The 14,205-nt window shown below is 35.5% G+C and carries 11 protein-coding genes and 1 pseudogene; 4 read left to right on the plus strand and 8 right to left on the minus strand.

The annotated features are described in order from the left end of the window. The 3 genes and pseudogenes from H4J66_RS20490 to H4J66_RS16045 all read left to right on the plus strand — a co-directional run. Positions 1-127 (plus strand): annotated as a pseudogene (locus tag H4J66_RS20490) (IS3 family transposase); the annotation flags it as partial. Positions 128-584: 457 nt separating this feature from the next. Further along, entirely contained in the window at positions 585-3,878 is a 3,294-nt protein-coding gene (locus H4J66_RS16040) for a PKD domain-containing protein (RefSeq protein WP_182175986.1), read from the plus strand. Positions 3,879-4,128: 250 nt separating this feature from the next. Continuing rightward, the gene (locus H4J66_RS16045) at positions 4,129-5,103 is read left to right on the plus strand and encodes a transposase (protein WP_182175987.1); all 975 of its coding nucleotides are present in this window, start codon (positions 4,129-4,131) and stop codon (positions 5,101-5,103) included. A gap of 1,196 nt (positions 5,104-6,299) precedes the next feature. Here the strand turns inward: H4J66_RS16045 and H4J66_RS16050 are convergent. From H4J66_RS16050 to H4J66_RS16070, 5 genes are all read right to left on the minus strand, one after another. Continuing rightward, on the minus strand, positions 6,300-6,950 hold the full coding sequence (locus tag H4J66_RS16050) for a hypothetical protein (protein WP_182175988.1): 651 nt from the start codon (positions 6,948-6,950) through the stop codon (positions 6,300-6,302). 582 nt (positions 6,951-7,532) lie between these two features. After that, positions 7,533-8,285: a LamG-like jellyroll fold domain-containing protein gene (locus H4J66_RS20495; RefSeq protein WP_259369153.1), complete on the minus strand. Its 753-nt coding sequence runs from the start codon at positions 8,283-8,285 to the stop codon at positions 7,533-7,535. An 813-nt stretch (positions 8,286-9,098) separates the two neighbouring features. After that, complete coding sequence (locus tag H4J66_RS16060) at positions 9,099-9,392, minus strand: hypothetical protein (RefSeq protein WP_182175989.1); 294 nt, start codon at positions 9,390-9,392, stop codon at positions 9,099-9,101. A gap of 12 nt (positions 9,393-9,404) precedes the next feature. After that, positions 9,405-10,490, minus strand: coding sequence for a site-specific integrase (locus H4J66_RS16065; RefSeq protein WP_182175990.1), 1,086 nt, complete (start codon positions 10,488-10,490; stop codon positions 9,405-9,407). After that, on the minus strand, positions 10,475-10,645 hold the full coding sequence (locus H4J66_RS16070) for an excisionase (RefSeq protein WP_182175991.1): 171 nt from the start codon (positions 10,643-10,645) through the stop codon (positions 10,475-10,477). The genes H4J66_RS16065 and H4J66_RS16070 overlap by 16 nt, the downstream gene beginning before the upstream one ends. 116 nt (positions 10,646-10,761) lie before the next feature. Between H4J66_RS16070 and H4J66_RS16075 the strand changes: the two genes are divergently transcribed. Continuing rightward, positions 10,762-11,763 carry a hypothetical protein gene (locus tag H4J66_RS16075; RefSeq protein ID WP_182175992.1) on the plus strand — a complete coding sequence of 334 codons (1,002 nt, stop codon included), beginning with the start codon at positions 10,762-10,764 and terminating at the stop codon, positions 11,761-11,763. Here H4J66_RS16075 and H4J66_RS16080 read toward each other — a convergent pair. From H4J66_RS16080 to H4J66_RS16090, 3 genes are all read right to left on the minus strand, one after another. Continuing rightward, the gene (locus H4J66_RS16080) at positions 11,752-12,174 is read right to left on the minus strand and encodes a hypothetical protein (protein WP_182175993.1); all 423 of its coding nucleotides are present in this window, start codon (positions 12,172-12,174) and stop codon (positions 11,752-11,754) included. The two genes, H4J66_RS16075 and H4J66_RS16080, sit on opposite strands and share 12 nt — an antisense overlap. Before the next feature lie 93 nt (positions 12,175-12,267). After that, the gene (locus tag H4J66_RS16085) at positions 12,268-12,516 is read right to left on the minus strand and encodes a hypothetical protein (RefSeq protein WP_182175994.1); all 249 of its coding nucleotides are present in this window, start codon (positions 12,514-12,516) and stop codon (positions 12,268-12,270) included. A 126-nt stretch (positions 12,517-12,642) separates the two neighbouring features. Beyond that, entirely contained in the window at positions 12,643-14,115 is a 1,473-nt protein-coding gene (locus H4J66_RS16090; protein ID WP_182175995.1) for a replication endonuclease, read from the minus strand. Positions 14,116-14,205 lie beyond the last annotated feature (90 nt).

Raw genomic sequence — 14,205 nt, forward strand, 5'->3', positions numbered from 1 at the left:
AATCATTAATTACATCATGGATTATTACAATAAGACCAGGCCACATACGTACAACGGTGGAATAAGCCCAAATGAATCAGAGCGAAGATACAAATTAAGCTACAAAACTGTGGCCAATTTTACTTAATCACTTCAAAGGTAGTTCAACGTCTAATGAACACTAAAAACATCTCGAAAATCTATTGATGCTAACGTACTTCGTATCAAAGCAGTCAGTGGTAAGTCATATTGAAACGCTAACTTTTACCACTTAGTTCTCAGCTTTTGTGAGCCAAACACATCCCTCCTGATGGACAGTTTAGAAAAAAGACATTACGAGTTCTGTTTGAATTTTAATCGTTACCCAGCTTTGTTATGCTCTGACTAAGGTCAGCTTAAAGTGCTTTCCATTGAATAGAACATTGTGTTTTTTCAATTAAAACTTATTTAATTATTGACATAAATAAAGTTAATTGAGAATATTAATTTTCAATGGAGTGTGCTATTTACTTGAAATGTAAATAAAAAATCAAAGTGGAATTCCCCCCCCTTTATTTTTATATATCTCCATATTGTTACACTAATTGATTAGAAGGACTCTAATTTTGTCTCAATTTTTTTCAAATGATTCTTTAAAAATAATATTAACTATATCTTTACTAACTTTAATTCTGCCTGCCTGTGGCGGAGGAGGTGGTTCATCGTCAACCCCATCTACACCTCAGCCAGTGCAGAATCAGTCTCCTTCAGTAAGTGCTGGCGTTAACCAAGCAGTAAATGAAAACACTGAGGTATCTTTGTTAGGCTCAGCTTCAGACTCGGACGGCACTGTTGTTAGTTATAGTTGGGCTCAAAGCAGTGGGACTGACGTAATGTTGAGCACTACTGACTCAGCGAGCACTTCGTTTATAGCGCTGGAAGTTACCAGTAACCAAGTATTTACGTTTACACTAACGGTAACCGACAATGAAGGTGCAACGAAGGCCGCTACCACTACGGTTAATGTTAATAATGTCAATATATTGCCATCAGTAGACGCAGGCGCGGATCAAAGTGCTTTTTTAAACGATGAGATAATGCTCAACGGCATTGGAAGCGATACAGACGGAAGTATCACACAATACCGTTGGATTCAAACGGGTGGTACGAGTGTTACCCTAGCGAATAGTGATACCGCTTCAACTTCTTTTACTCCAAGCAACCTCACCACAGACGAAACGTTAGTTTTTCAATTAACCGTTATTGACAACGATGGCGGAGAAGCATCAGATCCCGTAAGTGTTACTGTTTTTACGGATGCATCACCTGAGTTATCTGCAGATAAAACCCTCTTAGAAGTAGCACAAGTTGGTGGCGGGCGAATAACATTTACTGCCATAGATGATTTGACGCCAGAAAGTGTTTTATACACTAGCTTAGCAATTGAATGCACGCGGGAGCCAAGTGAAACCTTTAGCATTACCATAAACTACAATGAGATATTGTTTACTACGGATGACTCAAAGCCTAATTATGAAGAAGATTGCGTAGCCTCAGTGACCGATACGATTGGGCAAACAGCTAGTGTAACTTTTACCCTGAAAAAACTTGAAGATACGCCCGCCGAGATACTATCATTTGATGGTCCTCTAATATTATTGTCAGGCCAGACAGCTGAAGTAACAGTTATTGGCGATGGCAGTAAAATAGAATTACCACTAGAAGTGACGGACACTAATAACGACCCTGTTGAGGGTATGCTAACCGCTTCTTATGAAAACAATAAAATTACAATCATAACTGCAAACGATGCGATAATCCCTAATGAAGGGCTTGTAATTTACATTGTAGCGAATACAAGGTCTGAGCTAGGGTCAAGAGGAAGAGGTAATGTCCATGGCGTTCGCTTAGTCAAAAGTACAACACCTTATGACAATTTAAATGTGGCTTTTGAAAGAGCTAAAAACGAATTTAAACATTCGCAAGACTATTACCATCTTAAAATGTTTACGCTTGATTATGCACAAAACAATCAACTAATCACTGTGGATGAATACGACGATGAGGTTGCGATAACTTATGCCCCTTCAACACCATATGAGTTCAATCAAGTAGAAAGAGCGTTTAATAATTTAATAAACTACTTACCCAGCGAAGTCACTGACTTAGCCGTCAAACTAAATAATGTTGATCCTAACTTCTATGAGTTTGATTATTTTTATTGGCAAACTGCCGCATTTATTGAACTTTATGGCAAAAGTAATTTTCCAGCGCAACCTGAATACAATAGTAAGAAGTTACTCAGCGACAACAGCTATTCAAACCTTGTAGGTGATACGGCTATCGGAGCTTACGTAGATGATGTTTGGGCGTTTAATACTGGCTATGAATATTTGCAAGCCGTAGTTGATATGAAGTATTGGCTAAATGGAAATGCTGAGTTACAAGCCAGTAGTTCTGTAACGCCAGAGAAAGCGATGCAACTGCGTGACCGCGCTAAAGAAGATAAATTAAAGAGTGGTTTAGCAAATGACGTAAAGCAAGAACGATTAGTTTATCCACTTGGCTTTCGTTCAGAGAAAAAAATTACGCCACCAATTAAGGTAAATAAAAGTTCAGTGATGGCGCAAAGCAGCGAAGATCCAATCTTTAATGATCCCTACTTTAAAGACCAATTATGGATGAAAAATCAACCTACCTATAAAGGCGCGCAAAGCCTGTTAAAGTTAAAGGATACCTTCACTGAAACTCGTACTTCTCGTATTGCCGTTATCGATGGTAACTTTATTCCCACAGATGAAATTAACTTTGTTGAAGGTTTTGATGCCGTTGAAATGGATAATGAGCCATTTGTGACTTTTGATGAAGCTCAAGCGGGTGATTATGCCTTTCATGGAATGGCAGTATCATCAGTTATTGGCGCAATTAGCAATAATAATTACGGCATTGCTGGTGCGTTATCAAACGTAGAAATAGTACCTGTTCGCGTTTTTGAAAATGGGCGATTTGGTAGTGGTCATGATGCCGCTAATGGGATACGTTGGGCTGCTGGCTATAGCTTTGAAGGTGTGCAAGACATTAGTTCACCGGTTGATGTTATCAACCTTTCTTTAGGGGGCGTCGGCGAGTGTAATAGCGATTATCAATCAGCCATTAACTATGCGTTGGCAAAAGGCGTTATTGTCGTTGCCTCGTCAGGCAACGATAGCGATAAAGTTGCCAATGCGCCTGCAAATTGCCATGGTATTGTTGCTGTTGGTGCCAATGATATTAATGGTAACCGAGCTGATTTTAGTAATTACGACATCAATGGCGTTATTGATGCAAGTGCTGTCGGTGTTGAAGTCCCCGTTTTAGATATTGTTATTGGTGATACTGCATTCGAGGAAAACTTTAGTTTGTGGAACGGAACGAGCTTCTCAGGGCCAATCGTAGCTTCAGTATTGGCTTTGATTAAACAAAACTTAGAAGGGGTTCCTACAGCCCTTGCTCAACAACACATTAAAAATAGCTCAGGTGGTTTTAACCGAGAATGTGCTGACTGCGGGCCAGGAGTTGCCAATAGCGACGCCGCGGTGAATTCAGCTATTGCTCAACCGGTAAACGTAACAGCTGAAATTGTCAATAAGTACCACGACTATACTGATGGGTATAAGCAAGGTTACTTGAAAGCGCAAATAGATAATGGAGCTGATGCTTGTAGTTGGTGGGGCGTTACGCTCGATAACGATATTGTGTTTGACGATGAATACGCATTAAAGCTTTCAAGTGGTACCCAGGGCTATTCTTTATCTGGTGTAGATAATCGATTCAATGATGGGGCCCTTGGTGATGTGACGCTGGAGTTATGTAGTGATAGTTCTTGTCTTGCTACGCTAGAAACCATGAACAATCTAACTAAACCTGGAATTTGTCAGTAAATAACCATTAAATGAAAGCAAACTAATAGACGTTTATGTTAATGAAAAACGTCTATTAGTTCATAACTTCATACACAACGAGGATTAACCAGGACACCCATAGTTAATTTGAAAGATAGCATTCCCTCTACTAGGCTTACTAAAAGAGTCAAAGTAAAAGAGGATTAACCAGGACACCCATAGTTAATTTGAAAGATAGCATTCCCTCTACTAGGCTTACTAAAAGAGTCAAAGTAAAAGGATTTTCTTTATGACTACTGCCAGAAAAAAACTGATTAGTTTAGTTGATACCCCATATTACCACTGCATTTCTCGCTGTGTCCGCCGAGCTTTTCTTTGCGGTGACGATAAACTCACAGGTAAGAGTTTTGAGCACCGCAGAGGCTGGATTGAAGATAAGTTACTTAGTTTAAGTCAAGTTTTCGCTATTGATGTATGTGCTTATGCGGTTATGAGTAATCATAGTCACTTAGTGCTGTTTATTGATGAGCTAAGCGCTGAATCATGGTCGACAGAAGAAGTCTTACAGCGTTGGCATAAAATATTTAAAGGCACTTTTTTAACGCAACAATATTGCCGTGGTGAATTGATTGCCGAATACTTACTTCTAACATTAAAAAATACGGTAGCCTGCTATCGCAGTCGATTAATGGATATAAGTTGGTTTATGCGTGTTCTTAATGAGCGTATTGCGAGAAAAGCTAATCAAGAAGATAATTGCACCGGCCGGTTTTGGGAAGGGCGCTTTAAGTCACAAGCTTTACTCGATGAATCAGCGATTTTAGCCTGCATGGCCTATGTTGATTTAAACCCTGTTAGAGCCGGTATGGCAGATACGCCAGAGCGTTCACTATACACAAGTGTAAAAAAGCGTGCCATCGAAGCTATAAAGGGTAAGCAACCCAAAAATCTGATGCCTTTTGTTGGTGATCCTAAAGCTAATATGCCTAAAGGCCTACCTTTTGAATTAACGGATTACCTGCAATTAGTCAAACTAACAGGGCGTTGTATAAAAGAAAGTAAAAAAGATTATATTGTTCAAAGCAAGCCAAAATTATTACGACGTTTACATATCAACACCGACAACTGGTTAACACTCACAAAAGATTTTAGACGCTTGTTTCATGGCGCTATAGGCAATAGGGATTCGTTAACGGCTTATTATGAACACCATGAATTTAAACGACGACAAAATATAACATGCTGCGAAAAACTATTAGCATAGTTATTTTTTAGCATAGTTATTTTGTGAAATAATATGTAATAAGCGATGGACTCAAAACGTCTATCGTTAAGTGTGCTTTAAATCCTCATAAACAGTAATTCCCGTCATATGTAGACTTTTTCAATAATATTATAAGTTTTATTCAACTACTCGATAGGTTTGCGTATAACTTCTGGAAGCATTTAGATGTTTGTATCCAATAATTTTCTTAAATTTTTATAATGGATGTCCAAGTTATGTCTATTGGGAACTTGAGTTTTATGCCGTATTTTGGTTCTGTTTAATGTGTAATTGAGGGGGGTTACTGACCTGCCTCAATTTAGTAAGATTAACTGTTGTGGTAAATATGTAACCCCCATGATTTAAAGGGATTCGAGCTTAAAAAGAGGGCGTGACGCTCTCTAGGTGAACGCCATAATTAATAGGTATTAACGACTGCCTGATCGATCAGAGCAGACCTTGTAGCATAATTATTTTTTAGCTTAGTTACTTTGTGAAATAATATGTAATAAGCGATGGACTTAAAACGTCTATCGTTAAGTGTGCTTTAAATCCCCATAAACAGTAATTCTCGTCATATGTAGACTTTTTTCAATAATATTATAAGTTTTATTCAACTACTCGATAGGTTTGCGTATAACTTCTGGAAGCATTTAGATGTTTGTATCCAATAATTTTCTTAAATTTTTATAATGGATGTCCGAGTTATGAAAGCTGTATCAAATAATTATTCTTGAGTTTTTATAACGGGTGTCCAAGTTATGGAAGCTAAAATCTAGGTGGAGGGGATTTTAGACATAAAAAAACCGCAATTAAGCGGTTTCTTATCATAAACGGTGGTTTGTTTATCGCCAAATCTAAAAGTTACTAGGTATAACTAATGGATTAAAAAGGTCTTTATTTGGTGGAGCGGGGGGGAATCGAACCTTCATAAAACATAATTATATTAGTACCTTAACCAAAATTTTGACAAAACCTTGTCACAATTAGAATTTTAAATAAAACACTTTCACAGAAATAGAAAAAGGTTACAGCCTTAATTTTAATATACATTAATTAAGTGTAAATAGCTTTTTAAACTGAATTAATTAGCTAACTATTGCCACTTTGCTGACCAAATACTGAAATTTAAAAGCAGCCTTTTAAGGGCTGCTTAGTGCCATGAACTGACTAGTGGCTCTTAGGGGATTAAGTAATTAAATGCTAGCCAATAGTAGTTCTTTATACTTAGTGGCTTCTGTGTACAAAGGTTCATGTTCAGAAAGTTCATGCCACTCATTATTATATAAGAGTATGCAATTTCTTCTAGACTCTATGAAAACCCCATCCTTTGTTTCCAATACTTTCATTAGTTCATGCGGGAACTGTTTTTCGATTTTATTCCTATCTGAAGAATGTAATGCGTACTTTTTTGAGAATATTTTAAATTCCGCAAAATCAATATCCTCATAACCTATTGCTTGCTTGAGTTTGTCATAAATACTTTCAGGTTTAAGGTCGAAATTATATAATAAATCGTTGGGAAACTTGATGAATACGGCTCTTTGTGTGGATAGTTGTTGAGCTTGGTTATTTGCAGAATATTTGTAATCGAATATATAAGTTTCATTTGAACTATTAACTTTTTGGAGTATATTTTCAATCAACCCATCCTCCCCTAAATCAAAAATACTGAAACCATGTCTGTAAAGTTCAGATGAGATAGAGCTAACCTTTTCAAACTTATATGCAGTCAAAAACTTATCGGCCGAGCCTTTAAATTCCAACTTTTTTTTACTTGCAATTTTAGATGTAAAAATTAATGCAATTAGTATGATGCCCAAAAATATAAATTCTACTGTACTCATTTTCTATCTCATCTTTTGGCTAGTTAACCGACCGCAATTCGCTCTAAGAAGACATTAAGTTTTTCAACCCGTTATGTCAACTAAGCGCACTTTTTTGACGTTAGCTTATGATGAGTAAAAACTACCAGTGTTCATTGTTCTAAGGTCACTAGCTGCCACTTTGAAGACATTAGCATTTGAGAGTTTTGACTAAAAATGTTTCTATGTTTTGATCTACAGCGGACATGGATGAACAACCACCTTGATCTGGAGTTTACCTGATAGCTGACATTCCGCTATAGATGAGAATAGATGTATATTAAGGATGATTTTTGCCAATATCCCGTAAAATTTGAACGAGAACAAAGCCACTTGAGCAGACACCGACAGGAATTTTTTTGGTTAAAACTAAGATTTATACTCAGGTAGTACTAATTATTTAGTGATAATCGTCAGAAGTATTTATTCACATGGTATAACATTGGGTTGAGTATCCCATAGAGATTGTTTTATGATGAAAAAAACTTAATTTTCCAATCGCAAGAAACAAAAAAACACCAATCATTACAATTGATGTTTTCTAAAATTTACTACAAAAAATTATTAAGATTGTTTCTTAAATCGACGTGATGCTAAACCCATCAAACCCAATGCAAAAATAGCAAGTGTAGATGGTTCTGGGACAGCAATACCAGCAACTTGAAGTACACCGTTGCCGTTAGCTCCACCAGCTCTAATGGTTGACACTTCTTGAGAAGTAAGTGTTTGATCAAAAAAGAATACTCCGTCCATTAGACCATTAAGCGGGTATGCGCCATTTGCGTTTCGACCTATATCTATGAATGAATGTGAGGAATTCAAGCCATCAGCAAAAGAGAACACAGGGTTCCCATCAACATAAAGTTTTTGAGTTATTCCATCAAAAGTATGAGCAATAAATGTCCAGTCTGTAGTTGCAGCAACAGGTGAATTAACAACACCGTTTTTGCTTACAGACCATTTCCCATTTTTAACCTGTGAAAAACGATCCCAGCCACCATCATCATTCGACAAAAATATATTCCAAGCATTTGGATCACTTAATTTTACCCACGTTCCCCAGCTAAAGTTAGGTACAGTATTTCCACCTGAATTAATAGACGCTCTTAACCAAGAGTTACCGGTACCATCAAATGAAGCAGCAAGACCATCTAAACCAGCAACATAACTTACTGCTCCAGAAGGCTCAGTTAAATCTGGCCCTAATCCTGTTTTTTCATCTCCATTACCGTCAAGACCGTAAAATCCAATTAGACCTGCGTTCGCAGTTCCAACAAAAAAAGTTATACAAAAAAGTGATAATGATATAAATTTCATTTGATATTCCTTTTAATTCCTTCACAACCATATTGGAAGGTAAATGCTAAAAGTGAAACGTTATCACTTTGTGTTGAGTGATAAAAAGCATGAATCATGCCAATACAATAAAAACACTTTCTTTCAATAATATAGCGAATTTTAATCCGATATTAATATCTTGAATGTAAAGTAACCTGACACAAAAAACTCATCAATCTACTGATTTATTACATAAAAACAACAATTGCATATTTAATTGGTTTTACGCGAAGAATAGTATGAGATGACTGAATTCGTCATAATACAATATATAAATTAGAGAAAATTAAGGTTTAAACCACAGTGCTAATGACTCATTTAAACCATACTTCATCTGCTATCGACTCATAAAACTGATGTTCAACTAAAACATTAATTTTATACTGCTTGTCGTATAAAAATAGACATTATCTTTGGAGTTGCTAACGGTAAATTTGAGCTTACAGCCGTCATAGCTGTTGTTTTATTCTATAATTTTATTTTTATTTTTTGACAATGAAATTAGCCTCAAAACTGATTCTTGGAACGTCCGCTAAGTAGAGGGGTATAAGTTAGCTGTCGACCTACTTAAGTCAACTAACGGGTGTGCAATCGATTTATACCTAACGATCCATTTCAAAATTTTTATTCCGCTTAGCGCACTTTGAAGTCAATTAGTGCTCTATTAATTGTAATAACAAAACGAGTATTGTTGAATTGTAGGTGTTACTAGTATTGTTTGTGAAACTTAATACCTGACTTTTAAGGAGGGCAACATCGGTGAGCAGTATATCGCCCTCCAATAAAAGTAAATTAGGCATCAAAGCTGACAAAATGTTGTTCTCCTAAATCAAATAAATATCCAATGATAGTTTTATATTTATCACATTTGTTTGATGCTTTAACTGCTTTATAATAACGTTTGTATTTTATAGCGTAATCAGGGATAGCAGAGTAGCCAATTAATTTAACGAAATTGTTATCTTCAACTTTAGCGATAAATTCATCATTTTCAGGTATGAGAATAACAAAACCACAGAATCTTGCTGCTGAAGTTATATTACAAGCTATTCTGATATTTTTATTACGTTGTTTATCTAGAGTCATTATTATTTATCCTTAGTAATTTTCAGGTATCCATCGAGCATACTTTCTTAAGGTTGTGGTTGCGTCACTATGTCCTAGCTGCTTAGCAATCCATGCTATAGGTTTGTTCTGAGTTAACATATTTGAGGCGTAGCTATGACGGGTATTGTATTGAGTACGGTATTTAACGCCTGATTTTTTTAATGATGGTACCCAGCAATTATGATAAATATCTCGATCATCTCGCCAAGGTAGACTATTTTTAGGATTTAAAAATATTCGTTCATGGTCATTTGATAAAAGTAATAACTGAGCTTTTAATGCTTTTAAAGCGGTTTCATGTAATTGGTGAGTTCTTGCGCTCGAACTTGTCTTAGTCCCTTTTTCTCTTCCATGTACTAATGCTTTACGAACAAAGATAACATTACGTTCTAAATCAATATCACACTTTTTCAAGGCTAGTAGTTCACTAGTTCGTAAACCTGTCCAAAAAGCAAATTCATAAAGATTTCTGACTTGTCCTGTCATCTGAGCTAGTATTTTTTCTCTCTCTTCATTATTGAATGGTTGAGGATCAGCTTGTATATGCTTGAAACGTTTTACACGATCAATCGGATTGCCATCAATAACTTCATCAATATAGAGTTCTTGAAATGCTGAACGTAAAATGGAGCGTACTTCATTTTTAGATTTTCCAGATAAAGTTGAAGTTGCAGCCCAATCTTTAAATAAACTTGGTTTAAATTCACTTACACAAACATGACCAAAATTTGGCTCGATATGATGAGTTATTTTACTAATATACCCCCGTTTAGTTGAATACTCCCATTGGTCTTGAGTTCGTTTAAACCAATCGTTAATCATTTCTTTGATGGTCATATTATTTGCTTGAGTACCTGCAAGTTGCTGCGCTTTTTTACTATTAGGAAAATGCTTTAAATAATCAAACTTACCGAACTCAATTTCATATAAAATAGCATCACGTTTACGATCCATTTCTTTTAATGAAGACTTTGTTGGTTTAATTTTTACTGTTTCACGGCAACGAACATTGTTATAAGTAAAAGATATACTAATACTTGAGTTATTGGCTTTTATACCTGTTAACTTACTATCCATTTGTCTACTCCCTTAATGCTAATTAATATTCTACCGTCAGGCGCTCTAGTAAAATGCTGATCGATCACCCATTGTCCTTTTTTAATTTTTGCTCTAATAGCGTCCTCGCTATAGCCACATATATGTGAAAATTTTTTTATTGTTACCCAATTCATATTGTCTCCGCTGGTCTGTGCTGGACTTGATGCTAATAATTGCTTTAAAATCAGGTCGTAAACAGATGATGTACTAGGTAAGTACTACCTAGGGCCAATAAAATAAAGGGATGTAGATGATTGCTAATGACCAAGTAGATTTGGATGAACTAGTTAAAACATGTAAATGTATTGAGCAATACTTTGTTCAAACAAGTAATACCGAGAGGAAGCCAGTTGAAATTTATTTAGCGTTGCTTAATAAAACTATTGTCTATATCGAAGCTGGACATTCTTCTTGTGATTTGGTTTTTGATGCCAATGATATTTGTGAGGAGTCATTTAATCCAAAAGAAGATTATGCTGCGGCAAAGGATTTTATAACGCGCCATAGGAAAGGTTTTGATAAATTCATCAAGGACAATATTGAAGAAGTTACTCACTTTTGTTCTTTAGAGGGGGTTAAATATTTACCTACGATCAAAAATACTGAGTCTCAAGGTGGGCATAAAACTTTATTCTATATCGGGCTCTTTCCAATATCTAATGAAATAAATCATAAAGTTGAACTCAAATCGAATGAGTTTGTAAATGAGTGTTCTACATCAATTGAGTACGTTGTAGCTCAGTTACCCAAAACAGCAACATGGGCTAAATTTCTTCTTGATTTTAAAGTAAGTGGCTGGAAGTTTTATTCATATATCACTCTCCCAATAATAGCGTTAGTTTGTAGCTATTTTTTGCTGTTATGGAATTACTTTGCATTATCAACCGCTAGCCTTATCTACTCTATATTAATCATTTCTGTGTTCTATTTATTTTATATCTTGTTAAAACCTATATATGAAGCAATGAATAATAGGATCGCTATTGCTCCTAATTGGTTACTAAGTTTTAAAGTCAATTCAGCACAGCTAAGAGCAATTCGCACAGAAGAAAAAAGGGCGTCAGGAAAATCAATTAGAGCATTGCAACTTGTTATATATCAGGCGAAATGTCCAATTTGTGGCAATGAAGTTGCTATAGAAAATGGAAAACACTCATACAAAGGGCGATTAATTGGACTTTGTGATGAATCGCCGAGAGAACATGTATTTAGTTTTGACCATGTTACTAAGAAAGGTAAGTTAATTATTTAATTTATTTACTAATAAAGAGGCTTTGTTTTCAAAATCATGACTACTAATAAATTCAGTAGTCGCAGGGTCTGGTAACTCAGGGAAGAGTTCTTTTAATATGAAATATGTTTCAATCATACAAAAACTACCGGCTTTAAATACTTCGTAATTAAGGTTTATAGCTGATTGAGGAATTGTGTTTCTAATTTCATTATATGAAGTTCCATACCATTCAGGCTCGCCATTACACATTATATCAAAGCCACTTATGCCATCTTCATTAAAGTCATCTATATTAAATGAGATTTCAAAAACTTCAAAATTTTCAAAATTACTATTTGGGTTATAAGAAACACCAACAACTTTCTTACCTTCTTCTAATAATAAATTGCAGTTATTTTTTGTATATTTAATTGCTGTAATTAAATCCATATTTATTCCTTGTGTTTTTATAGGTGACTACTACTGATAGTAGTCACCCATGAAAATATTATCCAAATTGTAAAAGAGCGATTCAAGTCTGTATTAAGGCATTTCCAATAACGTCATTTGTTCAGAGAAAGTTGTTTTTGTTAGTTGTATTAGTTGTTTAGGGAATTTAATCATCACCTCTACTTCATCATTTAAGGTAATAACCCCAGCAACAAAGCCAACTTGTTCAATAGATAAATTTTTGATATTTTCATCTTCTTTTTTAACCACGTGACTATTGAGAAGATCAAAGGCTTCTTGTGGGGTGAATTGGTCACCAAATCCAAATGTTTCTATGTTCATTCTTTGTTTTTCCGTTGTTCGTATTAGTTAGTACAGTTATTTACACAAGTCCAAGGGCGCTTCGCGCTTCTCCTCGTTGCTCAGGCTTCGCCCTCGTCGTCGCAGCTTTCGCGCCAGGGAATATTGTCATATGGGTATAGGATGTAATTTGACCAATTCCTTATTTCGACTCTCATTCTTCGGGACGAAAGTCGTCATTGGTTGTGTTATTTTTTTCCATAGTCGAGTACGAGTTAGATTGATAACACTCTTATTAATAAGGCCCTTTATTGATGGGGCTTTAACATCACCGTAATAAGTTAAGTTATTCTGAATTATTTCTCCTGTATCAATATCAACAGTCTCATTTACTTTAGTTTCATAGTAGGGATGAATAGGGCGATTACGTCTTGGTAATATTGCACCACCCATAGCCATCACATAAGCAGCCCAGTCACCAGAATCAGCTGCAACAAAAGCTGTTACTACTTCTGGTTGCTCTGATTCTTGTAAACGTCTGAGTTCACGCCAAACCGTCACAGAGGGGCCACCAATTTGCTGAAATTGACGTATACCCCATAAAGAAGACCATGCATCAATTTTAGAGGCTGCGGGCTTTGCATCATTTCCGTATAAATCATCATCAAGGTCTGAACCATCAATGTTTTTTGATATATATTTAGCGATATAACCAGCCGCGCTACCTTTATTAGGATCAATTGAAGTCATATCAAAACGATGTTTCTTAGCGCCTCGTTCATTACCATCTTCTCGCAAAGCATATTTGCTAATAATGGAGCGAGTAGTTTTTACATCGTCAGGATGCATGAATAGTAATAAATGCCAATGTGGTGTTCCGTCATGATGTGGTTCTACAACTCGAAATCCATAAGGGTGTATATTTTTCTTTTGTAATGCTGAACGAATAAGTTTCCAGTTATTATTAAAATACTCATTTACGTCTTTTGGTGTTGAATCATTAAATTTAGGATTTGCTTTACCATTAGAGTAAGCATGATATTTTGATGGGGAAGTTAACGTATAGAACTCACCAGCATGTCCCATTTTTGTTGCGACTTCTTCAAAGCCACGTATACGAGTCATAAGTTCAGCTTTACGAATTCTAGGGTTGGACACTGATTTTTTATATACATCAAGAAGAGTGTAGGTTTGACCATCTTCATTAACAATTTGATTAGCCATTAAATACTCAAATGAGTTTTCAAGCTGAGTTTTTCTGTTTTCTAAAGCAAATGCACTGGCGTAACAACTTGCGTCTTTATTAACTAAATTTAATTTCCTATGAACTTGTTCAATATATTGGATGCGCAATTTATTGATTTTTCTAAACCACCAATTACTACAAGCTAATTTATTTAATGTTGGTATGAATGGTTTATCAGCATTATAACTATCAATTTGAATGGTGTATCTATTAGCGATACCTTGGCATATTTGATATGAGGTTTTATTCTGACCATATTCAGCAATAGTGAATCCACATCTTTTGGATATATTCTCACAAAAAACTTTAATCTCTGCGGGTGTCGACGAAAGGTTTAAATCATGAATGACGAGTGATTTATCTATTTTATATAGAAACAGGTCAGCTTCATGCAAATTCTTTTGATTGTAAATTCTGAGATAGTGACTTTTAAGGGAATTATAAAAGTAGGGGTGACGTTTAAATACTGCTTTACGAAAGGAATA

The sequence above is a fragment of the Colwellia sp. MB3u-55 genome (assembly GCF_014076785.1).
Taxonomy (GTDB): domain Bacteria; phylum Pseudomonadota; class Gammaproteobacteria; order Enterobacterales; family Alteromonadaceae; genus Colwellia_A.